This is a genomic window from Amycolatopsis balhimycina FH 1894 (genome assembly GCF_000384295.1).
In the GTDB taxonomy this organism is placed as follows: domain Bacteria; phylum Actinomycetota; class Actinomycetes; order Mycobacteriales; family Pseudonocardiaceae; genus Amycolatopsis; species Amycolatopsis balhimycina.
The window spans coordinates 2886692-2911780 of the sequence record NZ_KB913037.1 but is presented as its reverse complement, the minus strand read 5'-3'; the positions used below and the strand labels follow the sequence as shown (position 1 = coordinate 2911780).

Sequence of the window (25089 nt, the reverse complement as noted above, 5' to 3'; positions counted from 1 at the left end):
CTCCGTATCGGGACCGAATTTCGTTCGGCGGCTCGCCGACTTCGTCGATGTTCACTCTAACTTAGGCCGACATGACCGCACATGAGCAGCTCGTGGCCCGCCGTGGCCGTCGATCCGGCGTCACCACGATGATCGCGATCCATTCGACCGCCCTCGGCCCCGCCGTCGGCGGCTGCCGCTTCAAGCCGTACGCCGGCCTCGACCAGGCCGTCGCCGACGTCCTCCGCCTGTCCGCCGCGATGACGGCCAAGTGCGCCGTCGCGGGACTCGCGTACGGAGGCGGCAAGAGCGTCATCGCGCCGGAACCGGGACGCGTGCTGACGCCGGCGGACCGCCGGGACGTCCTCCTCGACCACGCCGACCTGATCGCCGAGTTCGGCGGGGCCTACCTCGCCGGCCCGGACGTCGGCACCGGACCGGACGACATGCTGGTGTTCCGCGAGGTCTCGGCGTTCGCGTTCTGCACGCCGGAGTCCGCGGGCGGCACGGGCTCATCCAGCGGTCCGACCGCCATCGGCGTGCTCGCCGCGCTCCGTGCCGTGTTCGGCACGGCGGACATGACGGGCCGCCGGGCGGTGATCAGCGGCTACGGCGCGGTCGGCACCCACTTGGCCGCTCGCTTGCGGGCGGCCGGCGCCGACGTCGTCGTCTCCGATACCGACTCGGCGAAGCGAGCTTCAGCCGAGAGCAGCGGACTGACCTGGGTGGAGCCGGAAAAAGCGCTCACCTTGACGGCCGACGTGGTGATCCCGGCGGCGGTCGGCGGGGTCCTGAGCCCGGCGACGGTGGCCCGGCTCGACACACCGGTGGTGGTCGGCCCGGCCAACAACCAGCTCACGGCCGACGCGGTCGCGGCCGACCTCGCCGCGCGGGGCGTGCTGTGGATCCCGGACTACGTGGCGAGCGCGGGCGGCATCCTCTACACCCTCTCGCGGGAGGCAGGCGGCCTGAGCCACGACGCGGCGCTTGCCCGGGTGGAGACGATCGAGCGGACCGTCGCTGACCTCCTCGAGGCCGCGAAGGCCAACGGGACCACACCGCTGGAGGAGGCGTCCGCCCTGGTCGAGCGGCGGCTTGCGGCCGCGGCGTCCGGCGTCGCCGCATAGACCTGCCCCGAGAAGGTCCGTGAATGGCACATTGAGGGACGTCAAGTCCCTCAATGTGCCATTCACGGCTGTTCAGCGGCCTCGCGGAGAGCCGCCAGTACCTCCGGGGACGTCGTGAACTCGCCGAGGCGGACCGGCTTGCGGTCGCCATGGAAGTCGCTCGATCCGGTGATCGCCAGCCCCAGCTCCGTGGCCACCTCGCTCAGCCGCTGCCTGACCTCCGGCGGCTGCTCCGGGTGGTCCGCCTCGATCCCGGCGAGACCCGCTTCGGCGAGCCGGGCCAGCTGGACGTCCGTGACCTCGGCTCGGCGCTTCACCGACCGCGGGTGGGCGAGCACCGCCGCGCCGCCTGCCGCGCGGACCAATGCGATCGCCTCCGTCGTCGCCAAAACGTGTTTCGGCACGTCCGCGCGGCCGCCGTCGGCGATCCAGGCCGGGGTGAACGCGCCCGCCGTGTCCTCGATCACGCCCGCCGCCACCAGGGCCGACGCGACGTGGGGGCGGCCGAGGGGTGCGCCGCCCGCGATGGCCTCGACCTGCGGGAGCGTGATCGGCGCGCCCAGCTCGCGGCAGCGCTCCACCATCCGCACCGCGCGGCGGGTCCGGTCGGTGCGGATCAGCTCCAGTTCGGCCGCCAGCGGCGCGTGCCCCGGGTCGGCGAAGTAGCCCAGCAGGTGCACCTCGGCGTCGTCGAGGCGGCACGAGATCTCGACGCCGGGGACCACCTCGACGCCGTCCGCCGCGTTCGTCGCCTCGGCCAGTCCGGCGAACGTGTCGTGATCGGTCAAGGCGATCACCGTCAGGCCGGCGAGGACGGCCAGCCGGGGCAGCTCCGCGGGCGGCGTGGTCCCGTCGGAGGCGGTGCTGTGCGTGTGCAGGTCGATCGTCACGCAGCGGATCGTCCCACCGATCGTCTTGAATGGGGGCGTGGAGATCCTCACCGACGCCGCCACGCTCGCGCTGTACACCACCGACGCGTCCAACTACCGTCACGTCCCCCGCGGCGTGGTGCTGCCCCGGACCGTCGACGACGTCGTCGCCGCGGTCGCCGAGGCCCGCGCGCGCGACCTGCCGGTGATCGCGCGCGGTGGCGGCACGAGCGTCGCCGGGAACGCCTGCGGGCCGGGGCTGGTGATCGACACGTCGAGGCACCTCGGCGGCGTCCTCGAGCTGGACCCCGAGAGACGGCTCGCGCGCGTGCTGCCCGGCACGGTGCTGGACGACCTGCAGGCGGTCGCCGCCCCGCACGGGCTGCGGTTCGGCCCGGACCCGTCGACGCACAGCCGCTGCACGCTCGGCGGGATGATCGGCAACAACGCCTGCGGCTCGCACTCGGTGGCGTGGGGCCGCACGGCCGACGTCGTCCGGTCGCTGGACGTCCTGCTCTACGACGGCACGCGGCTGCGGGCCGGCCGGGACGAACCCGCCGAAGGCCGGATCTTCGACGAGCTGCGCGCGCTGGTGCGGGACAACCTGGCGGTGCTGCGCAAGGAACTCTCGACGTGGCCACGCCGCGTCTCGGGCTACGGGCTCGAACACTTGTTGCCGGAGAACGGTTTCGACGTCGCCAAGGCGCTCGTCGGCAGCGAGGGCACGTGCGTGACCGTCCTGGAGGCCACGGTCGCGCTGGCCGAGCTGCCGAAGCGCCGGGTGCTGGCGGTGCTGGGGTTCCCGTCCGACATCGCCGCCGCCGACGCGGTGCCGTCGATCCTGCCGTGGTCCCCGCTGACCGTCGAGGGCGTGGACGCCGAGCTCGTCGCGATGCTCCCCGGCCGGGCCGGCGACCTGCCGCCGGGCGGGGCCTGGCTGTTCGTCGAACTGGCCGGGGACGATCCGGCCGAGCGGGCCCGCGCGCTGGCCTCGTCGCTCGACCTCACCGGCTTCACGATCCTCGACGACCCGGCCGCGCAACGCCGGTTGTGGCGCATCCGCGAAGAAGGCGCCGGGCTCGCGACCCGGCTCGCCGACGGCTCGGAGGCCTGGCCCGGCTGGGAGGACGCCGCCGTCCCGCCGGAGCGGCTCGGCGCGTACCTGCGCGAGTTCAAGGAGCTCATGCGGGCGCACGGGCGCCGCAGCGTGGTCTACGGCCACTACGGCGAGGGCTGCCTGCACCTGCGGCTGGACTTCGATCTGCTGTCCTCGCAGGGGATCGCCGGGTTCCGGCGGTTCCTCGAGGAGGCCGCGGACCTCGTCGCGGCGCACGGCGGATCGCTGTCCGGCGAGCACGGCGACGGGCAGGCGCGGTCCGAACTGCTGTCCCGCATGTACAGCCCGGAAATGATGGACGTCTTCGCGCGGTTCAAGGCGATCTTCGACCCCGCCGGGCGGATGAACCCCGGCATCCTGGTGGCGCCGCGGCCGGTCGACGCGAACCTCCGCGTCCGTCCGGCGCCACTGTCCATTGAGGACGTCACCGTGCTGGGATACCCCGAAGACCGGGGGAGTTTCGGCCAGGCGATGCGGCGCTGCGTCGGCGTCGGGAAGTGCCGCAACACCAGCGGCGGCGGCGTGATGTGCCCGAGCTATCGGGCGACCCGCGAAGAGAAGCACTCGACGCGCGGCCGAGCACACCTGCTGGCGGAGATGATCAACGGTGAGGTGATCACGGACGGCTGGCGCTCGTCCGAAGTGCGCGAAGCCTTGGACTTGTGCCTGTCCTGCAAGGGTTGCCTGTCCGACTGCCCGGTCGATGTCGACATGGCGACCTACAAGGCGGAGTTCCTGCACCAGCACTACCGGCGGCGGCGGCGCCCGGCGTCGCACTACTCGATGGGCTGGCTGCCGCTCTGGCTGCGGCTGAGCGCGCGGATGCCCCGCCTGGCCAACGCCGTCGGGCGGTCCCGGCGGGTGTCCGGCCTGCTCAAACGGCTGGGCGGGATCGCCCCGGAACGCGCGCTGCCGCAGTTCGCGCCCGCGCCGTTCACCCGGACGCGGGCGGATCTGCGACGCCGGGCGCCGGGCGAGCGCCGCGTGGTGCTCTGGCCGGATTCGTTCAACAACTACCTGACGCCGTCGGTGCTGGCGGCCGCGCACGAGGTGCTGACCGCGGCCGGCTACGACGTCGTCCTGCCGGACCGCGGAGTCTGTTGTGGACTCACCTGGGTGTCGACGGGCCAGCTCGGCGTCGCCCGCCGGGTCCTGGACCGGACCCTGGACGTGCTGGCGCCGTACCTGGCGGACGGGTACGAGGTGGCGGGCCTGGAACCGAGCTGCACGGCGTTGTTCCGCGGCGACCTGCCCGCGCTGCTGCCGGGCGACCCGCGCGCCGAGCTGCTGGCGTCGCGGACGTTCACGTTCGCGGAACTCCTGGCCCGGGCGCCGATCCCGTTCGCGGACCTCGACGTCGACGCGATCACGCAGGTGCACTGCCACCAGCACGCCGTCCTGGGCTTCGGCGCCGACGAGTCCGCGCTGGCGGCCGCGGGCGTCCGGAACACCACGCTGGACTCGGGTTGCTGCGGCCTGGCCGGCAACTTCGGCTTCGAGCGCGGTCACTACGACGTGTCGAAGGCGGTCGCCGAAGACCGGATGCTTCCCGCGATCCGCGCGGCGTCCCCGGAGACGGTGGTCGTGTCGGACGGCTTCAGCTGCCGGACGCAGATCGCCCAGGAGTCGGGTCGTGAGCCGGTGCACCTGGCGGAACTGCTGCGGCGCGCCCTGCCGTGATCATTCGGCGCGGATCATTGGGCGCGGCTCATTCGGCGCGCTCCAGCAGCGTCCGGACGGCGGTGAGGACGAGCCGGACGATGTCGTCGGGGTCGGCGCCGGCCAGCGGCTGCTTGCCGGTGATCTCGCGGACCACCCCGATGCCCATCAGCCAGGCCAGCGCGAGGTCGGCGCGCAGCTCGGCGTCCGGGGCGTCGGTCAGCGTGGCCAGGATCCGGGCGTACTCCTGGCCGATTTCCTCGCGGAGCACGGCCCCGACGTCGCCGCTGCCCGACGAGCGCAGGTACGTCTCCAGCGTCCGGTTCCGGTCGCCCCCTGGCTCGAGCATGTTGCGCAGCGAAGCGCTGAGCAGCCGCTGCGGCGGGTGCGTTTCGAGGTGCTCGCGCCCGCTGCGGGCGATGACCTCTTCGAACAGCGCTTCCTTGCTGCCGAAGTAGCGGAACAGCAGTGACTGGTTGACCCCGGCCAGGTCGGCGATGTCCCGCACGGTCGTCCGGTCGAACCCGCGCTCGGCGAACAGCTTCGCGCCGGCGTCCAGCAGCGCCTGCCGCGTCGCGGCCGCGTCACGCTTCCGGCCCGGCTGTTCGGTCACCGGTGAAGGTTAACCGTCAAGCCGGGCCGGAGCGCGGTGGCTCAGCCGGTGACGCGGATCGCGGCGGCGGGGCAGCTCAGCTCCGCCTGCCGGACCGCGTCCTGCTCACCGGGGGCGGGCTCGGCCGTGAGGAGGACGACCGTGCCGTCCTCCTCGTCCTGGTCGAACGTGTGCGGGGCGAGCAGGACGCACTGTCCGGACGAGACACAGCTGGCGGTGTCGGCGGTGATCTCCACGGCTCACCACGCCACGGGGACGCGCTCGACGCCGCCGGCGACGCGGTTGGTGCGGACCGGGATCTCGTCGATCCCGGCCTCCAGCCGCAGGCCGGGGAAGCGGCGGAACAGCTTCGGGAACACCGTCCGCAGCTCGGTGCGGGCGAGGTTGGCGCCGATGCAGACGTGGGCGCCGGTGCCGAAGGCGAGGTGCACGTTCGGCGTCCGGTCCGGGGCGAAGTCGTCGGGGTCGGCGAACACCGACGCGTCGCGGTTGGCCGCGTCGCTGGCGATGAGCACCGCGTCGCCGCGCATGATCCGCGTCCCGGCGATCTCGACGTCCTCGTGGGCGTACCGCAGCAGGCCGGTGCCGCTGGTGGCCGTCAGCCGCAGGATCTCCTCGACGGTCTGGTTCACCTGGCCCTCGGGGTCGGCGGCGAACCGATCGCGGCGGGCAGGGTCGCTGAGCAGGAACAACGTGCCCATGGCGATGCGCGTGGACGTCGTTTCGTGGCCGGCGAACAGCAGACCGGTCGCCAGCCGGGCGAGGTCGTCGTCGGTGAAGGACGGGTCGTCGGCCTGGACCGCGACCATGTCCGAGATGACGTCCGGCTGGGGGTCGGCGCGCTTGGCGTCGGCGAGCTTCGTCATGTAGGCCTTGAACTCGGTCATCGCCGCCTGGGCGTCCTCGCCGCCGTCCATCAGCGCGATCCGCTCGGACAGCCCGCGGAAGTGCTCCCGGTCGGCGTACGGCACGCCGAGCAGTTCGCAGATCACCAGCACCGGCAAGGGGAACGCGAGGAAGTCGGTCAGATCGACGGGCTCGCCGGGGTTGGCGTCGCGGGCGGCCTGCAGGTCGTCGAGGCAGCGGTCGGTCAGCTCCGCGATGCGGTCGCCGAGAGCGCGCATGCGGGGCGCGGAGAAGGCGGGCGCGAGCATCCGGCGCATCCGCTTGTGTTCCCGCTCTTCGGTTTCGAAGTCGCCGCTCGGGCCGTCCTGCACCGCGGCGTAGGAAATCCGCGACGCCTCTTCCGGCTTCGGGTGCGAGCGCCCGAAGCGCCGGTCGCGGAAGACCTCCTTGGCCTCCTCGTACGACGTGATGAGCCACGCCGGATCGCCGGCGGGCGTCAGCACCCGGCTCACCGGCGCCTGCCGGCGGAGAGCTTCGTAGTCCGGGGCGATCGCCAGCGCGTTCTCGCGGGCGAAGGGGAGCCGAGGCGTTTCTTCGGTGGTGGTCATGCGCCTTCTCTCGGGTCGGTTTTCAGGTCGGCGAGCCAGCGGAGTTCGGCGTCGAACTTCCCCAGGACGTGCTGCAGCGCGGCCCGGCTCCAGGGGTCGGCCTGCCCGGCGGCCAGCCCGCTGACCCGGGCGTGCTCGGCGGTCAGCGCGCGCTCGCGAGTGCCGAGCACGCGTGCTCGTTCGTCCTCGCGCAGCCAGGTGAAGTTCCCGACCCGGGCCAGGAACTCGGGCTCGTTGAGCGCCAGGTCGATCGGGAAGTCGGCGAGCATGTCGTGCAGCAGCTCCCGCCCGACGTCGGTGATCGTGTAGACGTGCCGCGGCGGTTTGGCCTCCTGCTCCTCCGCGCTGCGGCTCACTGCGCCCGCGTCGACGAAACGCCGCAGCGTCGGGTAGAGCGAGTTGTTCGACAAGGTGTGGCCGGTCGACGCCTCCACGGCCTTGCGCAGTTCGTAACCGTGCATCGGCGAGCCGGCCAGCTTCGACAGCAAGAGGATCTCGATCCACACCTAGGTCACCGTAACCTAGGTCTTCGTGACAAGGCAATGGCTGACCGTGACATCCGGACGGAAACTTTCCGCTACGGCGTGACCTTGGGTGATCACCACGGCGCTCGACGTGAGCATGATCGCTGTGTAGCGTTGTAAGCGGCTGCTTACAAATCTGGAGCACGGGGGTACCTCATGACTGCCGAACCGCTTGCCTACCCCTTCAACGAGGAGGCGGGGCTCGACCTCGACGAGGCCTACGCGGCCGCCCGCGAAGCCGAGGGCATGGTGCGGGTGAAGATGATCTACGGCGAGCCGGCGTGGCTGGCCACGCGCTACGCCGACGCGCGGCTGGTGCTGGGCGACCGCCGATTCTCGCGGGCGATGGAGAAGGAAAAGGACGCGCCGCGCCTTTCGCCCGCCGTGCAGGACGGCGGCATCCTGCAGATGGACCCGCCGGACCACACGCGGCTGCGGACGCTGGTCGCGAAGGCGTTCACCACGCGGCGGGTCGAGCTGATCCGGCCGCGCGTCGCTTCCCTCGCGGCGGAGCTGATCGCGGACATGAAGGCGGCCGGCCCGCCCGCCGACCTCGTCGACGCCTACGCGCTGCCGATCCCGGTCGCGGTGATCTGCGAGCTGCTCGGCGTCCCGGTCGCCGACCGGCCGAAGTTCCGCGTCTGGAGTGACGCGGCGTTGTCCACCAGCGGGCTGACGCCCGAAGAGTTCGTGCGCAACCGCGAAGAACTGCGCGACTACATGCGCGGCCTGATCGCCGACCACCGCACGCGCCCCCAGGACGACCTGATGACGGCGCTGATCGAAGCCCGCGACGTTCGCGACCGGCTCACCGAGCTGGAACTGGTCGACCTGTGCGTCGGCGTCCTGATCGCCGGGCACGAGACCACCGCGAGCCAGATCCCGAACTTCGTCTACGCGCTGCAGGACCAGCACGAGCAGTGGGAGCGGCTGTGCGCCGACCCGGACCTGATCCCGGCGGCGGTCGAGGAACTGCTGCGGTTCGTCCCGCTGGGCGCCGGCGCCGCGTTCCCGCGCTACGCCACCGAAGACGTCGAGGTCGGCGACGTGCTCGTGCGGGCGGGCGAGCCGGTGCTGGTCGCCGTCGGCGCGGCCAACCGCGACGGGCTGCAGTTCGGCGACGCGGACAAGCTGCGCTTCGACCGCCCCGAGAACCACCACCTCGGCTTCGGCCACGGCGTCCACCACTGCCTGGGCGCGCCGCTCGCCCGGCTGGAGCTGCAGGAGGCGCTGCGCGCGTTGGTCACCGAAATGCCGGCGCTGCGCCTCGCCGGCGATATCGTGTGGAAGACGCAGATGATCGTCCGCGGACCGCGGACGATGCCGATCGGATGGTGACGATGACCTGGCACGTGGAGATCGACGAACACACTTGCATCGGCTCGGGGATGTGTGCCGCGCTGCTGCCGGAGGTGTTCGCGCTGGACGGCGCGGTCGCGCACCCGGTGACCTCGGCCGTGGACGCCGACGAAACCGTGCTCGACGCGGCGGATTCGTGTCCGGCGATGGCGATCACCGTGACCGACGGCGGCCGCGAGATCGGCCCGCGCCCTTAGGACGTGAAGCGGCCGTGCTCGGTGACCACGGCCGTGATCAGCGCCGACGGCGTGACGTCGAACGCGGGGTTGAAGACCCGCGCGTCCGGCGGCGTGAGGAGTACCCCGGCGTATTCGGTGAGCTCGCGGGCGTCGCGTTCTTCGATGGCGATGCCCGTGCCGTCCGCGAGCCGCCTGTCCACTGTGGACGAGGGGGCGACCACGACGAACGGCACGCCGTGGTGTTTTGCGGCGATCGCCAGGCCGTAGGTGCCGATCTTGTTGGCGACATCGCCGTTGGCCGCGATCCGGTCGGCGCCGACGAGCACGCAGTCGACCAGCCCGCGCGCCATCGCCGCGGCGGCCGCGCCGTCGGGCTGGACGCGGTAGGGGACTTTCGCCTGCGCCAGTTCCCACGCCGTCAGCCGGGCGCCCTGGAGCAGCGGGCGCGTCTCGTCAACGAGGACCTCCTCGACGAGACCGCGTTCGTGCAGGTGCCAGACGACGCCGAGCGCGCTGCCCCAGCCGACGGTCGCCAGATGCCCGGCGTTGCAGTGGCTGAGCAGCCGCAGCGGCCGGCGCGGGCATTCAGCCAGCACGATCTCGGCCGCGTGCGCCGACGCCGTCTTGTTCAGTCGTTCGTCCTCGGTGAGCAGGGCTTGCGCCTCCGCGAGGACCGCGTCGGCACCCTCGGGGAGCTTCGCGAGCGCGCGTTCGACGCCCCAGGCCAGGTTGACCGCGGTCGGCCGGGCCTGGGCGACGAGCTCGGCGTCGGCCCGGACGTCCCCGCCGAGACGGGCCGCCAGCGCGACGCCCAGCGCACCCGCCGCTCCGAGCGCGGGTGCGCCACGCACGGCCAGCCGCTTGATCGCGTCGACCAGTTCGCCGACGGTCCGCAGCTCGAGCAGCCGGTACTCCGCGGGCAGCGCGGTCTGGTCGATGATGACGATCGCGCCGTCCGCCCAGTCGATGGTCCTGCGCACGTGCCCTCCTCGGGTAGCGCCTGCCGCGAGTTACGCGCTCGAACACGCGAGTTCCGTTTCTGATCACGCGAGTCACGGCTCTGGTCACCCGAGTGCGGCGTATCGGACCGGCGAACTCGCGCTATCTGGAGGGACGGCTCGCGTGATCGGGGCTGGACCCGCGTGGTCAGGAGCGTACTGTGTCGATCGTTACCAATCCGACCACAGTCACGGCCGAATGGCTTTGTAGCAACGGTTACGTGCCGCGCGGGGGTCGGCCTACTTTTGGCCGGATTGGTAACTCGCGTGATCGGGGCCGTGACTCGTGTGATCGAAGGCGGATCTCGTGTGATTGGGGAGCGATCACGCGTGATGGGAGGGGCGACACGGGGTCAGGACGGGCAACTCGTGCCCGGCCTGACCCGGTTCGGTTGGCCCGGGCCGGCCAAGCCGGGATCAGAGACCGGCCATCAGGTCCGTCTCCGTGATGCCCGGGCCCTGGCCCGTGCGGATGAACCACTCGGTGCCGAAGGCGAACGTGAACGCGTCGTCCGGCATGGCCAGCATGAACATGTCCTCGCTGATCTGGCTCGGGTGGGCCCGCATCGCCGCGCGCTTGACCGGCGCGTACTTCGACACGTCCACCGCCGCCGTGATCTCCGCTTCCGGTTTGCCGAACTCGACGTTCTCCGGTGGTTTCGGCGCTGCCTCGGGCGGCATCAGGCCCTGCTCGACGGCCGCTTCGAAGCCGCGTTGCATGAACTCGCGGTTGAACGTGGCCTGGAAGACGCGGGCGGTGCCGGCCAGCTCGGCGGCCCGGACGCCGACGCGGTGCACCTGGATGTGGTCCGGGTGGCCGTAGTCGCCGTTGTCGTCGTAGACCGTCAGGACGCCGGCCGACTCCTCGCGCAGGATCGCCGCCAGCTGCTCGGCGGCCTTTTCGACGTCGGCGCGCCAGAAGCAGGCCGGATCGTCGTTCGTCGGCTCGCCCATCATCCCGGAGTCGCGGTAGCCGAGGAACTCGACGCGTTCGACGCCGAGGATCTCCGCGGCCGCGTACGACTCCTGGACGCGCCTGTCCTCGAGTTTTTCGCCCTCGGCGAGAAAGCCTTCAGGCACTTCGCCGGCCTCGCCCTTGGTGGCGACGACGAGCACGACCCGGTGCCCGTCCTCGACGGCTTTGCGCATGACGCCCGCGGTGCGGAGACATTCGTCGTCCGGGTGGGCGTGGAAGGTGACCAGTGTTGCCATGTCCACGACGCTACCGGGTGCCACCGACAAAAACCGCCCGCCAGGATGCGGTCCCGCCGCTAAGGTCCGCGATCGTGGCCGACGCGGAGAAACGCACGTTGCGGATGTTCCTGCGAGCGCAGCGCGAAAGCGTCCTGGCGATCCTCGACGGGCTGGGGGCGGAGGTGCTGACGACTCCGGTCCTGCCGTCCGGCTGGACCCCGCTGGGCATGGTGGAGCACCTCGGGCACGCCGAACGGCACTGGTTCCAGGAGGTCGTCACCGGCACCGCGGATCCCCTGCCCTGGCCGGACGAGCCCGGGCCGCCGGCCACGCCGCGGCGTCCGGAGGCCGTCTTCGCGTTCTACCGCGAACAGTGCCGCCGGTCCGACGAGATCTTCGCGGCGACACCGCTGTCCGCGCCACCGCGGGGCCGCCACCCCGGTCCGCTCGCGGACGAGATCGCCGATCTGCACGGGGTGGTGCTGCACGTGCTCGAGGAGACGGCCCGGCACGCCGGCCACCTGGACGTGGTGCGGGAGCTGATCGACGGCCGCACCGGCCTGGGACCGCGCTAGCCGGACTGTTCCTTAGAACACCACCAGGTCGACCGGCCGCCGACGGTGCCGTGGGTCATCACGGCGCCGCAGCGCGGGCAGTGGCCACCCGCCCGGCGGTGGCCGATGATCTCGCCGGTGTGCACGCCGCCGTGCTTGATCGCCGCGCGCAACGACTTCCGCAGCGCCTTGTGCAGGTTCGTGAGGTCGTCGCCGTCCAGTTCGTGCACCGGACGGGCCGGGTTCAGCGCGGCCTGCCAGAGGGTTTCGTCGGCCAGCAGGTTGCCGATCCCGGCCACCACGGACTGGTCCAGCAGCCGCGCCTTCACCGGCGCTCGCCCGCGGCCGACGCGGTCGCGGAACTCGCCGCGTGAAACCTCCCCGGCGTCGGGGCCGAGCGCGTCGAGATCGGGGTCGAGCCGCACCCGGGCCAGGCGCCGCGTGTCGAACAGGCGCAGCTGTTCGCCGTCGGCGAAGGTGATCCCGAACCGGAACCACTCGGGTTTCTCCTCGCGATCGCGGAACCGGCCCGGCCCGGGTGGCCCGCTCTCGCCCGCGAACCGCAGCTGCCCCGCCATCCCGAGGTGTACCCCGAGGTTGGGGCCGGGCCGCCCGTCGCCGCCTTCCGTTTCGCACCACAGCGTCTTGCCCCGCCGGTGTGCTTCGGTCAGCCGCCCGCCCCGCAACGCGGCGGCGATGTCCCCGGGCGCGTGCGGACGGCAGACCCAGTCGTCGTGGTCGTCGACGTCCCGGATCTTCCGGCCGAGCGCGCCGGCGAGGACCTGGCGGGCGAGTTCGACCTCGGGGAGTTCGGGCACCCCACCAGCTTGCCGGAACCCCGTCACGGACGCCGGTCGCGCCGGGCCACCAGCAGCGCCGGGAGGATCATCACGGCGGTGAGCGCGAAGGTCGCCGGGTATCCGGCCGAGCCGATGAGCAGCCCGGCGCCGAGCGCGCCGGCCGCCATGCCGAGGTCGTAGGCCGCGTTCCAGATCGCGCTCACCGCGCTCTCGCCGCCCGCGGGCACCCGGGCGTACATCAGCGTCAGCGTCGCGTTCTGCAGGACGCCGAACCCGGCGCCGAACACGAGCGCCCCGCCGATCACCGCGGCCGGCGTGCCGGTCCACGCGATGGCCGCCATCCCCGCGGCGGCCAGCACCAGGCCGGGGACCAGCAGCCGGGCCGGGCCGTGGCGGTCGCCGAGCCGTCCGGCGATCCAGCGGGTCACGGTGGCCGCCGCGGGCTGGGCGAGCAACGCGCTCGCGGCGACCCAGGCCGGCTGGTCCGTGGCGGCGAGCGGCAGGAACGTGACGAGGACGCCGACCGCGGCGGCCGACACCGCGAAGAGCGTCGCGGGCCGGGTCAGCACCGGGTTGCGCAGGCCGGCGAGCACTCCGTGCCCCTCGTCGTCCCGCGGGGTCGCGGCGTGCCGCGGCAGGCCGGGCACGGACACCAAGGCCAGCAAGGTGGCCCCCGCCGTCACCACGAACACGGGGGTGTAACCCCAGTGCGCCGCCGCCCACACCCCGGCCGGCAACGCGAGCAGACCGGGAATCCCGCCGACGATCCCGACGAGCGCGAGGCCCTCACCTCGCCGCTCGGCCGGGATCAGCAGGGCGGTGACGGCGCCACCGGCCACGATGGCGATGGCGAACCCGATGCCGCGCACCACGTTGACCGCGATGATCACGCGGAGGTCGGCGCTGAAGGGGAGGACCAGTGCCGGCGCGCCGAGCAGGGTCAGCCCGACGGCCAGCGCCCACCGGTAGCCGACCCGGGCGACGAGCCTCGGCGTCACCAGTTCGGCGGCCACGGTGGCCAGCAGCAGCGCGACCGTCGCCAGCCCGGCACCGGCGTCCGAACCCGCCTGCTTCGCGAACAGCGGCACCACCGAAAGCGGCAGGTAGAAGCCGATCGACGAGCCGACGATCGAAACGAAACGCACCGCCAGGGCACGGGACACCAGCCGGGGGCGGAGCTGCAGGTCAACGGTCATGGCAAGAACGTTAGAAGCGAACTGGGTCACTGGTAAGGTCCAGTTCCATGGCTGTGGAGTGGGCCGGTTCGGGTCCGGAGCTGCTGTTCACGATCGACCGCGAGAGCGGCGCCGGGCTCCGCGCGCAGCTGGAGGAGCAGCTGCGCGACGCGATCTGCGGCGGCCGCCTGGCCGGCGGCGAGCGGCTGCCGTCGTCGCGCGAGCTCGCCCGCGCCCTCGGCCTGTCCCGTGGCCTGGTGCAGGACTGCTACGCCCAGCTGCAGGCCGAGGGGTACTTGACCAGCCGTCCGGGATCGGCCACGCGCGTGGCTCCGGTCGCCCGCCGGGCCGCGCCACCCCGGGCAGGCACGCCGGCCCCGCCGCGGCCCGCGATCGCCGACTTCCGCCACGGCGTCCCCGATCTCCGCCTGGCTCCGCGCGAGGACTGGGCGTGGGCCGTCCGCGAGGTCTGCCGCACCGCGCCCAACACCGCCTTCGACTACGGCGACCCGGCAGGCGACCGGCAGCTGCGCGAGGTGCTGGCGGCCTACCTGCGGCGGGTGCGCGCGGTCGCGGCCACGGCCGAGCAGGTCGTCGTCTGCACCGGGATGGCGCAGGCCCTCGGCCTGGTGCTGCGGGCGCTCGCGGCCGGCGGCATCGGCACCCTGGCCTTCGAGGACCCCGGCGCCTTCCGCTCGACCGCCGAGCAGGCGAACGCGGCGGGTCTGACCGCGGTGCCGGTCCCGGTCGACGAGGACGGCCTGGACATCGCCGCGCTCGACGACAGCGGGGCCCGTGCCGTGCTCGTGACCCCGGCACACCAGTGGCCTACGGGGGTCGTGCTCGCCGGGCACCGCCGTCAGGAGCTGATCGAGTGGGCGCGACGGCGTGACGGCGTCGTCATCGAGGACGACTACGACGCGGAGTTCCGGTACGACCGCGACCCGGTCGGTTCACTGCAGGGCCTCGACCCCGATCACGTCGTCTCGCTCGGCACGGTCAGCAAGTCGCTCGCGCCGGCCCTGCGCCTGGGCTGGCTGGTCGCCCCCGAATGGCTGCTTCCCGCGCTGGTGCGCGACAAGCGCGTCAGCGACCGCGGGAGCCCGGGCATCGACCAGCTGGCGCTGGCCCTGCTCATCGAATCCGGGCGTTACGACCGGCACCTGCGCCGTGCCCGCGCCGAATACGCCTTCCGGCGCCGGACGCTCGTCGACGCGCTGGCCGCGCACGCGCCCGGGCTGCGCGTCACCGGGCTCGCCGCCGGCTTCCACGCGATCCTGCACCTGCCGCCCGGGACGGACGAGGCGCGGGTGATCGAGCAGGCCCGGCAGCGGGGCGTCGGGCTCTACGGCCTGGCCCCGCTGCACCACGCGCCGGGGCCGAGGCCGCCGCGGCTCGTCCTCGGCTTCGGCGACACCTCGCAGCACGCGATCGAGCCCGCCGTCGCCGCCATCGCCGACCTGCTGCGCGGGTGATCAGGACAGCGTCGCGGTCGCGGTGGTTTCCCAGGCGAACCCGTCCGGGTCGGTGAACGGCTCGCTCGCGCCGGCGACCGCGATCCGGTGCGAGCCGGAGCCGCCGGGGGAGACGCCGGCGTCCTTGGCGAGGGCCTTGTGCCGGTACAGCGCCAGCTTGACGGGGCTCGAACCGGCGTCGAACTCGACGTACATGCGGCCGAAGCTCTTCCCGACGGTCAGGCCGTGGTCGACGTAGAACTTCTTGCTGGCGGCCACATCGGCGGTGCCGAGCAGGAGCACGACGGCGTCGATCTCGCGGGTGGCCGGGCCGGTGTTCTTCTTGGCGGAGGTCGCGAGCTTCCAGATCGTCCCGTCCGGCGCCCGGACGGTGCCGCCGTAGCCCCACATGGACTTGGTGGCGGGTTTGATGGTCGTGGCCCCGGCTTCGAGGGCGGTGCCGATGAGGGAGTCGACGTCGGCGGGCTGGGGCACGGTGAGGGAGAGGGTGAACCCGCGGAAGCCGGTGGTCGGCTCCTCCGAGGCCCGGAAGCGCAGCTGAGTGGTGAGCCCGAAGGCGGTGGCGTAGAAGCGTTCCGCGGCGGCGGGGTCGGTGACTTCGAGGGTGATGGCTTCGATGTTCGTCATGCCGGTAACGCTAGGTGCGGCCCGCCGGCCGGCGCTTCTCGATTCCTGATCGGTCCGCGGCGGTACCTTGGGGGCCGGGCGAGGGGGAGGAGCAGGCCGGTGCCGGACAGTCCGCGAATCGAGCGGTTCGACCCACGGCGGGCGACGGAGACGGAGTTCGCGGGCTACCACGCGGTGGTGGCGGCGAGCGAGGCCGCCGACCGGCCCGGCGAACCCGGGCTGCCGCTCGCCGAAGTGGCCGGGCGGCTGACCGAGCCGCTCCCCCGCATGGGCCCGGCCGCGCACTGGGTGGCTCGCCGCGGCGACGTCGCCGGGTTCACCGAAGTGTGCCTGCACCCGCGCCGGCCCGACTGGGCCTACCAGCGGGACACCGCCGTCCTGGCCGGGCATCGCGGACACGGCCTCGGCCGCTGCGTCAAGGCGCACCTGGCCCGGTGGCTGGTCGCGGAGCGGCCGGCGGTGGCGCGGATCAGCACCACGACGGGGGAGGACAACGCGCACATGCTCCGCGTCAACGCGGACGTCGGCTACACGACGCTGCGCAGCGTGGTCGCCATGCGGCAGGATCTCGCGGAGCCGGCGGCCCGGCTCGGTTAATCGCTGGGCAGGACGAGCGGCGTGCTGATAGCTTGCCGTGGACCGTGACCCGGCTGTCGGAGGTGATAACCCATGAACGTTCCATCGATGTGGGTGCTCCCTGCCGTCGTCACGGTCGGGCGGCTGACGTAAGTGTCGCCGGGAGCGCTCGGCAAGCACTCCCGAAAGGCGACACCCATGAAACCTGGACAACCCACCGTGGTGGTCACCCGGGTCGCGGAGCGGCAATGGCACGCTCTGGACGACGACCGCGTGGTCGGCCGCGGCGAAGCTTCTCCCCGGCCCGACGGACGGCTCTTCCTGAGCATCGACGTCTGGCACAGCGCGGTCTTCGACCAGCTCGCCGGCGCCATGCTCCCGGCCCTGCCGAGGCCACTGTCCACAGTGGTCGGCGAAACCGACGTCGAGCTGACGTCCCGATGGCGGCGAGCCGGCTTCACGATCCGGCGCCGTGAATGGGAATACCACGTCCCGACGGCCCCGGCGGCTCCCTCCGCCGTGACGATCGTTCCCGGCCGCGAGGCGGACGAGAAGCGGCTGCGCGAGCTGGACCGCGCGATCCGCGCCGAAGTCGAGGCAGGCATCGGCTGGCACGAAATGCCGGCCGAGGTGCTGCCCCGCATCCCGGCGCTGGACCCGTCGAAGTACACGATCGCGGCCCGCGGCGACGAGTACGTGGGCCTGCTCCGGCTCGCGGCGGTGGCCCGGCAGCCCCGGATCGGCCTGGTCGCGGTCCGCGCGTCCGAACAGCGCCGGGGGATCGGCCGCGCGCTCCTGACCCACGTGCTCGGTGCCCTGCACGACGCCGGAATCGAGACGGCGTCAGCGGAAGTGAGCGAGGCGAACGTGGCGGCGACGGCCCTGTTCGACGGCGTCGGCGCGCGCCGGACCGGCAGCAACCTCGAGCTGGTGTTGCGTTGATGGCGAAGACCGCGGGCGGTATCGAGGTGGAGGGCACCGTCGTCGAGTGCCTGCGCAACGCCACCTTCCGGGTGGAGCTCGAGAACGGGCACAAGGTGCTCGCGCACATCAGCGGGAAGATCCGGAAGAACTACATCAAGATCCTGCCGTTCGACCGGGTGCTGGTGGAGCTGAGCCCGTACGACCTCGGCCGGGGGCGGATCCTGTTCCGGTATCGGAACTAGTGCTGGGAGTCCGTCGCCGGGGTTTGTCCCCGGCGGCGGACTCCGCTGGAGGATCAGTACTCGTTCTTGATGACGAAGTAGGAGCCGCGGATGGTTCCGGCCAGTTTGGACTTCTGGCGGGCGAACTTGAACGAGGAGAGTTCCTCGGGGACTTCCATCCCGTCGGAGAGCTTGAACCCGACCGCCCGTTTCCCGGACTCCTCGATCGTGTACATCACGTTGATCGACAGGCCGTTTTCGTAGAAGACGTAGGCCATCCGGATGTTCTCGACCTGGAACGCGGTCGCTTCGAGCGGGCGAGCGGCGATGACGATGCCGCGTTCCTCCTCGAGGATCCGGTGCACCCAGCCGATGGTCGACGCGGCCTCGCTCGCGGGCTCGACCGTGAAGACGTGGTCGTACTTGTTCTTGAAGTACCGGGCCTCGTTCGCCCGCAGGCCGGCGAGCGCGGCCGCGACCGGCGAAGACTCCAGGCCGGTGGCCGACACGGTGTCGAAGTCCACGGCGTAGGGCATGGCGCAGTCCTCCGGGGGTGCGAACGGGCGGCGGAGTCCTCTCCGCCGAGGGCCGGACCCAGCGTAAGCGCTGGCGGCGGCGGCCGCCCGGGTCACGCCCGCAGGAACGGCGGCGGCTTGGCCCGGTGCTGGTGCCGGCGGCAGTATGGTCGGTCTCTCGACGATCGAGGGGAGCTGACACAGTGGCACGTCTTCACGTCGGCTGCGCGATGTGGACCCACAAGGCGTGGCCCGGGCGGTTCCTGCCGCCGTCGCTGCCGGCCAAGGAACGCCTGCGGGCCTATGCCGGCTGGTGCAACGCGGTCGAAGGCAACACCACCTTCTACGCGACTCCGGCCCGGGACACCGTCGTGGCTTGGTCGCAGCAGACCGGCCCCGGTTTCCGGTTCGTGGTCAAGCTGCCGAAGGTCGTCACGCACGAGCGCCGGTTCGCCGGGGTCGAGGCCGAGATGCGGGCGTTCCTGGACGCGATCGAACCCCTCGGCGAACGGGCGGTCCTGTGGACGCAGCTGCCCGGCTCGTTCGGCCCTTCCGACGTCGACGCCCTTCGCCGCTTCCTGCGCCGGCTCCCCGCCGGCCGCCGGCGGGCCGTGGAGGTGCGTCACCCCGGGTTCTTCACCGATGCCGGCTCGACGTCGTTGCTGGAGGGGGCGCTCGCCGACGCGGAGGCCGAGTGGGTGCCGTTCGACACCACCGTCTTCTTCCAGCGGCCGCCGGCCAGCGAGGCCGAGCAGGACGCCTGGGCCAAGAAACCGCGGCTGCCGCGGCGGACGCGGGCGCTGACCGACCGGCCGATCGTGCGCTACCTGGGCCGGGACTCGGTCGAGGAGACGGTCGAGGGGTGGCGGCCGTGGACCGCGGTGGTCGCCGGCTGGCTGCGTGAGGGCCGGTCGCCGACGGTTTTCGTGCACACCCCCGACAACGACGACGCGCCGGCGCTCGCCCGCCGGTTCCACGACGAGGTGCGAGTGCTGGTGCCCGGCCTCGACGCGCTGCCCGAGCCGGAGCCGGTCGAGCCCGCGACGCTGTTCTGAGCGACGTCACGATCGTGCGGGGTACCGCGGCATCTGGACATTGTGGACAGTGGTCGCCGAGATCACGGGCCCGGATATCCGGGGAACCGCGCGGGCGGCGGTAACGGCCGGTCCGTGGCGGTTTCGAAGGACTGAAGCAGGTAGGCGACCAGCCGTCGCGAGCCGGCCGCCGCCTCGGCCGTGCTCGTCGCGACGCCGCTGACCGCCTTGAGCAGAAGCACCAGGTCCTCGACGCGGAAGTCCGCGCGCAGCCGCCCGGTCGCCTTCGCGCGACTCACCAGTTCGGCGAGCTTCCGTTCGGCTTCGTGTCGTTCGGCGCCGAGGTCGAAGGCACCGGGCAGCGCGGCGGCGAAGGCGGCGGTCAGCTCGTGGCCGGCGGCCTGCAGCGCGCCGAGTTTCTCGACCGCGGTGCGGAAGGCTCGCCACGGATCCGGGTCGGCCAGTGCCTCGTCGACCACGGAGGCGCACTCGGCCAGCTGCCGCTCGAACACCGCGGTGAGCAGCGCCTGCCGGTTCGGGAAGTGCCGGTACAGCGTCGCCACGCCGACTCCGGCCCGGCGTGCGATCGTGGCCATCGGGACGTCGAGCCCGCGCCGGGTGAACACCTCGCGCGCGGCGTCGAGGACGCGTTGCCGGTTCTGCCGGGCGTCTTCGCGCACGATCCGAGAAGAACCGGTTCGCATCCGTCTCACCTCTGTCTCTCCCGGATTTCCTTCGCCGCCACCCACGTTAGTGCCGATCATGACGAACGACGTGAGCATGCGTGCGGCCCTGTACGACCGGTACGGGCCGCCGGAGGTGTTGTACGTGGGCGAGGTGCCGAAGCCGGCCGCGGGCCCCGGGCAGGTGCTGGTGCGGGTCACCGCGAGCAGCGTCAACGGTGGTGAGCTGTCCGGCCGCGCGGGCCGGGTCCGGGTCGTGACCGGGTTCGGCGGCTTTCCCCACCGCATCGGGATCGACTTCGCCGGCGAGGTGGCGGCCGTGGGCCCGGACGTGCCGGATTTCGCGCCCGGCGACCGCGTGTGGGGCCTGCTGCCCCGCGCGTTCGGTGCCGCCGCGGAGTTCGTCGTCGTGCCCGCGCGCCAGCTGGCCGCCGCCCCCGCCGGTCTCGACCTGGCCGAGGCCGCGGCCCTGCCCGCGGTCGGCACCACGGTGATCACCGCGTTGCGGGACAAGGCAAAGCTGCGCGCCGGGGAACGGCTGCTGGTCCGCGGGGCCGCCGGCGGCGTCGGCCACGTGGCGGTCCAGCTCGGCCGCGCGTACGGCGCCCACGTCACCGCACTCGCCGGTGCCCGGAACCTCGAGTTCGTCCGGGAGCTCGGCGCGCACGAGGCTTTCGACTACGCGACGGTGAAAGCCGCCGAGCTCTCCCGCTTCGACGTCGTCATCGACACCGTCGGCACCGACCTGCCCGCATACCGGCGGCTGCTCACCCGAACCGGCCGGATGGTGACGGTGTCGTTCGACATCGACCACATCGTGGTGTCACTGGGGTACGTGCTCGCGTCCACGGTGCACGGCCGGCGGCGGGTGCGGTTCTTCCGCGGCGACCCGCACCGCGAGCTGCTCGAGGAGCTGACGCGGCTGACCGAAAGCGGCTCGTTACGCCCGGTCGTGGACCGTGCGTTCCCGCTGGCCGGCATCGCCGACGCGCATCGGGCGCTGGAAGACGGCGGTGTCCGGGGGAAGATCGTGGTGACCGTCCGAACCGGCCGGCCCGCGGAATAGCCGTCGACCGCGGCGCGCCCGGGCACCGGGCCGCTCGGGTGCGCCGATCACGCATGACGTTCGTCGTCGCTGCCGCCCTCCTGCCCGGGCTGGCGTACGTCGGGCCGTAGCGCGGAGGATCACCTCCGCTGGCCGGGTGTCCCGGCGCTTCTCCGGGTGAGGCCCTCCCCCTGCCGTTCGTGCACGGCGGGCAGCCAATTCTCGCCGAACGTGGCCGTGGGGCCCGGGGGCGTGTGCCTGGTGCTCGACGATCCGGACCAAGCTGTCCGGAAAAGATTTTCGGAGAAATCCGGGCGGGACTGTCGGATCGGCGCGATGGTGTTCGTAGCAGGGGTGAGGCCGCCGTCAAGGGCGGCGCCAGAGGAGAGGTTCTCGGATGCAGTACCTGGTTTCCGTGATCGATGACAAGAGCAGTCCCGGCAGCACGGACCGGCAGCCTGCCATCAGCGAGTTCAACGACCGGCTGATCGCCGAGGGCTACTGGGTCTTCGCGGGCGGGCTCGCGGACACCGACGCGGCCACGGTCGTCGACAACCGGGGCGAGCAGGCGGTGTTCAGCGACGGGCCGTTCGTGGAGTCGAAGGAGTACCTCGCCGGCTTCTGGGTGTGGGAGGCCTCCGATCTGGACGTGGTGCTCAAGCTCGCCGCCGAGGCGTCGCGGGTCTGCGATCGGAAGATCGAGGTGCGGCCGTTCCGGTGAGCGACGTCCACGAGGCGGTCACCCGGGCCCATCACGACGAGTGGGCGCGGGTGGTGGCCGCCCTGACCAGGCGCTTCGGTGACCTCGACATCGCCGAGGAGGCGGCCGCCGAGGCGTTCGCGACCGCTGTCGAGCGGTGGCCCGCCGACGGCGTGCCGCCCAACCCCGGCGCGTGGCTGACCACCACCGCCAACCGCAAGGCCATCGACCGGATCCGGCGCGAGAGCAAGCGCGACGACAAGCAGAAGGAGGCCCGGATGGGATACGACGACGACCCGCCCGAGCCCCTCGGCGCCATCGACGACGACCGGCTCCGGCTGATCTTCACCTGCTGTCACCCGGCACTGGCGGTGGACGCCCGCGTGGCGCTGACGCTGCGCCTGGTCGCCGGCCTGACCGTGCCCGAGATCGCCCGCGGGTTCCTGGTGGCCGAAACGACCATGGGGCAGCGGATCACCCGGGCGAAAGCCAAGATCAAGGCGGCCCGCATCCCGTATCGCGTGCCGTCCGCCGGGGACCTCCCGGCCCGCGTCTCCAGCGTGCTCACCGCCCTCTTCCTCGTGTTCAACGAGGGCTACCTGGCGACCGGCCCGGACACCGACCCGGTGCGGCACGACCTGACCGCCGAGGCGATCCGGCTCACCCGTCTGATCCGGGCTCTCCTCCCGGACGACGGCGAGGTGGCCGGGCTGCTGGCGCTGATGCTGCTGATCGAGGCCCGCCGTTCCGCCCGGGTCTCGGCCGGCGGCGAACTGGTCGCCCTCGACGAGCAGGACAGTGGGGCCTGGGACAAGGCGCTGATCGCCGAGGGGCACGGGCTGGTGCGTGAGCGCCTGGCCGCGGCCGCCGCCGGGGTGGCTCCGGGCCGCTACCAGATCCTCGCCGCGATCAACGCGGTGCACACCTCCGCCCGCGACGTGCGCGACACCGACTGGTCGCAGGTTCTCGCCCTCTACGACCAGCTCGTCCGTGTCGACTCCTCGCCGGTCGTCGCCCTCAACCGGGCCATCGCGGTCGCCGAGCTCGACGGCCCGGAGGTGGCCCTGGCGGCGGTCGACCGGCTCGAGGACAGGCTGGCCGGCTATCACGCTTACCAAGCCACCCGCGCCGACCTGCTGCGCCGGCTGGGCCGGAGCCAGGACTCGCGGGCGGCGTACGACAAAGCCATCGAGCTGGCCGGTAACACCGCCGAGACCGCTTACCTGGTTCGTCGTCGCGACCAATTGCGGTAGCCGGGCTGGGAACAGAACGTGCTGGTGCAGATCTTCGCCGGCGCCTGTCTCGGAAAACCCACGCCGTACCGACCGGGTGGTATGTTGACGCGGTGATCGAAGCGGCGCGCCGGACCTGGCGATTCCTCGAGCCCTACCACGGCATGATCTACTTCGCCCCGGAAGCCGCGGCCGCGTACAAGGAACTGGGTCTGACCGGCCGCGCCGGCTATTTCGCGTCGAGGTCGGCGGCGCTCGGCGCGGTCCCGGCGCCGGTCGTGGTCGCGACCTTCTACAACTTCAACCCGGTCCTCGTCGGGGAGTCGATCGACGGCGTCTGGTCCACGACCGACCCGGCCGCCGTCCTCGCCGCCCGCTACTCCGCCGCCGACCAAGCCCTGCGCGGCATCCTGGGCGACGCGATCACCTCACCCGAGATGCGCCGAGCCGCCGCTCTTCTCCGTGCGGCCGCCGAGACGGTCATCAGCGACGTCACCGGCCGTCCCCTGTTCGCCGGCCACGCGGCCCTGCCGTGGCCCACCGAGCCGCACCTGGTTCTGTGGCACGCGCAGACCCTGCTCCGGGAGTACCGCGGCGACGCCCACGTCGCCGCCCTGCTGACGGCCGGCCTGAGCGGCATCGAAGCCCTCGTCACCCACGCCGCCTCCGGTGCCGTTCCCGCCGAGACCCTGCGCACCTCCCGGGCCTGGTCCGAGGAGGATTGGACCGGGGCCGTCGCGGGCCTCCGCGAGCGAGACTGGCTCACCGGCGACGACGCCCTGACGTTCACCGCCACCGGCGCGGCCCGCCGGGCGGAAATCGAAAAGGCGACCGACGAGAACAGCGTCACCCCCTACGCTCACATCGGCGAGGCCGCCTGCGACGAACTGCAGGCGCTGGTGCGTCCGTTCAGCCGGGCGCTCGCCGAGAAACTCATGCCGTGGGCGCTCGCCAGGCACTAGCGGCGCGTTTGCGCACTGTGACAAATCCAGGTGCGCAACCGATCTTCGGTTTTCGCGAAACGACATAGCCCGGACGTCTCTCCTCGCCCGACACTCGCGGTCTTGCTGTCGGAACGGAGGGAGTTCCACCATGGCACGAGGTCGGCGAAAGAGTGTTCTCGCTGCAACCGGAATCGTCTGGCTCGCCCTGGCAGGCGTCAGCGTACCGGCGTCGGCGGACGTGACGGGCGGTTCCGCCGATCCGTCCATGATCGCGGCGATGAAGCGCGACCTGCACCTCGATTCCGCCCAGGCGACCGAACTGCTGACCAGGGAGTCGGCCGCCGGGCGGACCGAACGCGATCTCCGGGCGGCGTTGGGCACCCGGTTCGGCGGCGCGTGGCTCACCGCGGGCGCCGCCACCCTCGTCGTGGCCGTCACCGATCCGGCCTTGGCGGGCCGGGTGCGGGCCGCCGGCGCCGAACCGAGGATCGTCCGGCACAGCGAGCGCGACCTCGCCGCGGTCAAGTCCACATTGGACAAGGCGGCGCGGCCGTCGTCCGGCGTGGTGTCCGGCTGGTACGTCGACACGGTCACGAACACCGTCGTGGTGCAGGCTCGTCCGGACGCCGTCGCGGCCGCCGGCGAGTTCGTCAAGGCCAGTGGTGCCGACCCGGGCGTGGTGCGGGTGAACGTCTCGGCCGACACACCGAGGACGACGGAGCGGGTGGCGCTCGGCATCTACGGCGGGGACCTGCTGAGGGTGCCGCTCGGCTCGTGTTCCCTCGGGTTCACCGTTGTGAACTACACCCAGCACTTGGGCGGCTGGGTCACGGCGGGCCACTGCGGCCGGACCGGCGACGCGGCCACCCCGGGCTTCGACGTCGGCGCCACCGGTACCTTCCGCGGATCGGTGTTCCCCGGCAACGACTACGCCTGGGTCAGCCACGACAACTACGACTTCGAGTACGGCCCGTTCGGGATGCCCCAAGTCTACGACTACCGGGGCAACGGCGTCTGGGTCGAAGGCCTGCGGGAGGCGCCGATCGGGGCGTCGGTCTGCCGGTCCGGCATCACCACCGGTTGGCGCTGCGGCACAGTCCAGGCCAAGAACGTGACCGTCAACTACGCGGAAGGCACGGTCTCCGGCCTGACGCGGACCAGCGCCTGCGCCGAACCGGGTGACTCCGGCGGTCCCTACCTGTCCGGCGGGCAGGCCCAAGGCGTCACCTCAGGCGTAAGCGGCAACTGCACGTCCGGCGGCACGACCGTCTTCCAGCCGCTCAACCCGATCCTCCGCGCGTACCAGCTGAAACTGTCGAGTGCCAACGGCCCGCTCGATCCGCCGGCGTAAGCATTACCGGCGCTCGCGCCGGTGTCCCGGCGTGAGCGCCCGACGGTCGGCTATTCGTGTGGAATGCCGTCGCCACAAGAGCAATTCGTCAAGCGCCTGTACTACTGTCCGCGGCAAGGGTGGCTGGGCGCCGGACGACGCCGGCCGGGGAGGGGAGTCGT

The 25089-nt window shown here is 72.4% G+C and carries 27 protein-coding genes; 15 read left to right on the top strand and 12 right to left on the bottom strand.

Features of this window, described 5'->3' with window-relative positions; genetic code table 11:
* Positions 1 to 71: 71 nt before the first annotated feature.
* Entirely contained in the window at positions 72 to 1106 is a 1035-nt protein-coding gene (locus A3CE_RS50915) for a Glu/Leu/Phe/Val dehydrogenase dimerization domain-containing protein (RefSeq protein WP_043790822.1), read from the top strand.
* A 62-nt stretch (positions 1107 to 1168) separates the two neighbouring features.
* Here A3CE_RS50915 and A3CE_RS0112340 read toward each other — a convergent pair whose 3' ends face one another.
* A complete protein-coding gene (locus tag A3CE_RS0112340) occupies positions 1169 to 1996 on the bottom strand; it encodes a PHP domain-containing protein (protein WP_020640401.1) in 828 nt (275 codons plus the stop codon).
* Between the two features lie 37 nt (positions 1997 to 2033).
* Between A3CE_RS0112340 and A3CE_RS0112335 the strand changes: the two genes are divergently transcribed.
* A complete protein-coding gene (locus A3CE_RS0112335) occupies positions 2034 to 4772 on the top strand; it encodes an FAD-binding and (Fe-S)-binding domain-containing protein (RefSeq protein WP_020640400.1) in 2739 nt (912 codons plus the stop codon).
* A gap of 28 nt (positions 4773 to 4800) precedes the next feature.
* Here A3CE_RS0112335 and A3CE_RS0112330 read toward each other — a convergent pair whose 3' ends face one another.
* From A3CE_RS0112330 to A3CE_RS0112315, 4 genes are read right to left on the bottom strand one after another with little or no spacing between them, the layout of a single operon-like run.
* On the bottom strand, positions 4801 to 5364 hold the full coding sequence (locus A3CE_RS0112330; RefSeq protein ID WP_020640399.1) for a TetR/AcrR family transcriptional regulator: 564 nt from the start codon (positions 5362 to 5364) through the stop codon (positions 4801 to 4803).
* 41 nt (positions 5365 to 5405) lie between these two features.
* Entirely contained in the window at positions 5406 to 5600 is a 195-nt protein-coding gene (locus A3CE_RS0112325) for a ferredoxin (RefSeq protein WP_020640398.1), read from the bottom strand.
* Between the two features lie 3 nt (positions 5601 to 5603).
* The gene (locus A3CE_RS0112320) at positions 5604 to 6818 is read right to left on the bottom strand and encodes a cytochrome P450 (protein ID WP_020640397.1); all 1215 of its coding nucleotides are present in this window, start codon (positions 6816 to 6818) and stop codon (positions 5604 to 5606) included.
* On the bottom strand, positions 6815 to 7324 hold the full coding sequence (locus A3CE_RS0112315) for a PadR family transcriptional regulator (protein ID WP_020640396.1): 510 nt from the start codon (positions 7322 to 7324) through the stop codon (positions 6815 to 6817). Before A3CE_RS0112315 ends, A3CE_RS0112320 begins: the two co-directional genes overlap by 4 nt.
* 174 nt (positions 7325 to 7498) lie before the next feature.
* Between A3CE_RS0112315 and A3CE_RS0112310 the strand changes: the two genes are divergently transcribed.
* Together A3CE_RS0112310 and A3CE_RS0112305 are read left to right on the top strand one after the other, a co-directional pair.
* Entirely contained in the window at positions 7499 to 8680 is a 1182-nt protein-coding gene (locus A3CE_RS0112310) for a cytochrome P450 (protein ID WP_020640395.1), read from the top strand.
* Positions 8674 to 8898, top strand: coding sequence for a ferredoxin (locus A3CE_RS0112305; RefSeq protein ID WP_020640394.1), 225 nt, complete (start codon positions 8674 to 8676; stop codon positions 8896 to 8898). The genes A3CE_RS0112310 and A3CE_RS0112305 overlap by 7 nt, the downstream gene beginning before the upstream one ends.
* On the opposite strand, the gene mtnA is transcribed toward A3CE_RS0112305, so the two are convergent.
* Positions 8895 to 9860, bottom strand: a complete 966-nt coding sequence (gene mtnA, locus A3CE_RS0112300) for an S-methyl-5-thioribose-1-phosphate isomerase (protein WP_020640393.1) — start codon at positions 9858 to 9860, stop codon at positions 8895 to 8897. The genes A3CE_RS0112305 and mtnA overlap by 4 nt on opposite strands.
* A gap of 435 nt (positions 9861 to 10295) precedes the next feature.
* Positions 10296 to 11090 carry a PIG-L family deacetylase gene (locus A3CE_RS0112295; protein WP_026468406.1) on the bottom strand — a complete coding sequence of 265 codons (795 nt, stop codon included), beginning with the start codon at positions 11088 to 11090 and terminating at the stop codon, positions 10296 to 10298.
* Positions 11091 to 11164: 74 nt separating this feature from the next.
* Between A3CE_RS0112295 and A3CE_RS0112290 the strand changes: the two genes are divergently transcribed.
* Positions 11165 to 11647: a DinB family protein gene (locus A3CE_RS0112290; RefSeq protein WP_020640391.1), complete on the top strand. Its 483-nt coding sequence runs from the start codon at positions 11165 to 11167 to the stop codon at positions 11645 to 11647.
* Here A3CE_RS0112290 and A3CE_RS0112285 read toward each other — a convergent pair.
* Together A3CE_RS0112285 and A3CE_RS0112280 are read right to left on the bottom strand one after the other, a co-directional pair.
* On the bottom strand, positions 11644 to 12444 hold the full coding sequence (locus A3CE_RS0112285) for an Fpg/Nei family DNA glycosylase (protein WP_020640390.1): 801 nt from the start codon (positions 12442 to 12444) through the stop codon (positions 11644 to 11646). The two genes, A3CE_RS0112290 and A3CE_RS0112285, sit on opposite strands and share 4 nt — an antisense overlap.
* A 23-nt stretch (positions 12445 to 12467) precedes the next feature.
* Complete coding sequence (locus A3CE_RS0112280; protein WP_020640389.1) at positions 12468 to 13622, bottom strand: MFS transporter; 1155 nt, start codon at positions 13620 to 13622, stop codon at positions 12468 to 12470.
* Positions 13623 to 13669: 47 nt separating this feature from the next.
* On the opposite strand from A3CE_RS0112280, the gene pdxR reads away from it, so the two are divergent.
* Complete coding sequence (gene pdxR, locus A3CE_RS0112275) at positions 13670 to 15076, top strand: MocR-like pyridoxine biosynthesis transcription factor PdxR (RefSeq protein WP_020640388.1); 1407 nt, start codon at positions 13670 to 13672, stop codon at positions 15074 to 15076.
* Here pdxR and A3CE_RS0112270 read toward each other — a convergent pair whose 3' ends face one another.
* Positions 15077 to 15703: a VOC family protein gene (locus A3CE_RS0112270; RefSeq protein WP_020640387.1), complete on the bottom strand. Its 627-nt coding sequence runs from the start codon at positions 15701 to 15703 to the stop codon at positions 15077 to 15079.
* A gap of 99 nt (positions 15704 to 15802) precedes the next feature.
* Between A3CE_RS0112270 and A3CE_RS53465 the strand changes: the two genes are divergently transcribed.
* From A3CE_RS53465 to infA, 3 genes are all read left to right on the top strand, one after another.
* The gene (locus tag A3CE_RS53465; protein ID WP_020640386.1) at positions 15803 to 16300 is read left to right on the top strand and encodes a GNAT family N-acetyltransferase; all 498 of its coding nucleotides are present in this window, start codon (positions 15803 to 15805) and stop codon (positions 16298 to 16300) included.
* A gap of 177 nt (positions 16301 to 16477) precedes the next feature.
* A complete protein-coding gene (locus tag A3CE_RS0112260; RefSeq protein ID WP_026468405.1) occupies positions 16478 to 17221 on the top strand; it encodes a GNAT family N-acetyltransferase in 744 nt (247 codons plus the stop codon).
* The gene (gene infA / locus A3CE_RS0112255) at positions 17221 to 17445 is read left to right on the top strand and encodes a translation initiation factor IF-1 (protein WP_020640384.1); all 225 of its coding nucleotides are present in this window, start codon (positions 17221 to 17223) and stop codon (positions 17443 to 17445) included. Before A3CE_RS0112260 ends, infA begins: the two co-directional genes overlap by 1 nt.
* Positions 17446 to 17498: 53 nt before the next feature.
* Here the strand turns inward: infA and A3CE_RS0112250 are convergent, their stop codons facing one another.
* Entirely contained in the window at positions 17499 to 17960 is a 462-nt protein-coding gene (locus tag A3CE_RS0112250) for a hypothetical protein (RefSeq protein WP_020640383.1), read from the bottom strand.
* A 209-nt stretch (positions 17961 to 18169) separates the two neighbouring features.
* Between A3CE_RS0112250 and A3CE_RS0112245 the strand changes: the two genes are divergently transcribed.
* Positions 18170 to 18994, top strand: coding sequence for a DUF72 domain-containing protein (locus A3CE_RS0112245; RefSeq protein WP_020640382.1), 825 nt, complete (start codon positions 18170 to 18172; stop codon positions 18992 to 18994).
* A gap of 62 nt (positions 18995 to 19056) precedes the next feature.
* Here A3CE_RS0112245 and A3CE_RS0112240 read toward each other — a convergent pair whose 3' ends face one another.
* Positions 19057 to 19677, bottom strand: coding sequence for a TetR/AcrR family transcriptional regulator (locus A3CE_RS0112240; RefSeq protein WP_020640381.1), 621 nt, complete (start codon positions 19675 to 19677; stop codon positions 19057 to 19059).
* A 58-nt stretch (positions 19678 to 19735) separates the two neighbouring features.
* Here A3CE_RS0112240 and A3CE_RS0112235 point away from each other — a divergent pair, with 58 nt between their 5' ends.
* The 5 genes from A3CE_RS0112235 (at position 19736) to A3CE_RS0112215 (ending at position 24928) form a co-directional block, all read left to right on the top strand.
* Complete coding sequence (locus A3CE_RS0112235; RefSeq protein ID WP_245589497.1) at positions 19736 to 20722, top strand: NAD(P)-dependent alcohol dehydrogenase; 987 nt, start codon at positions 19736 to 19738, stop codon at positions 20720 to 20722.
* Between the two features lie 376 nt (positions 20723 to 21098).
* Complete coding sequence (locus A3CE_RS0112230; protein WP_020640379.1) at positions 21099 to 21422, top strand: YciI family protein; 324 nt, start codon at positions 21099 to 21101, stop codon at positions 21420 to 21422.
* Positions 21419 to 22654: an RNA polymerase sigma factor gene (locus A3CE_RS0112225; RefSeq protein WP_020640378.1), complete on the top strand. Its 1236-nt coding sequence runs from the start codon at positions 21419 to 21421 to the stop codon at positions 22652 to 22654. Before A3CE_RS0112230 ends, A3CE_RS0112225 begins: the two co-directional genes overlap by 4 nt.
* A 92-nt stretch (positions 22655 to 22746) precedes the next feature.
* Positions 22747 to 23595 carry an SCO6745 family protein gene (locus A3CE_RS0112220; RefSeq protein ID WP_020640377.1) on the top strand — a complete coding sequence of 283 codons (849 nt, stop codon included), beginning with the start codon at positions 22747 to 22749 and terminating at the stop codon, positions 23593 to 23595.
* 259 nt (positions 23596 to 23854) lie between these two features.
* Positions 23855 to 24928: a S1 family peptidase gene (locus tag A3CE_RS0112215; protein WP_245589496.1), complete on the top strand. Its 1074-nt coding sequence runs from the start codon at positions 23855 to 23857 to the stop codon at positions 24926 to 24928.
* Positions 24929 to 25089: the final 161 nt, after the last annotated feature.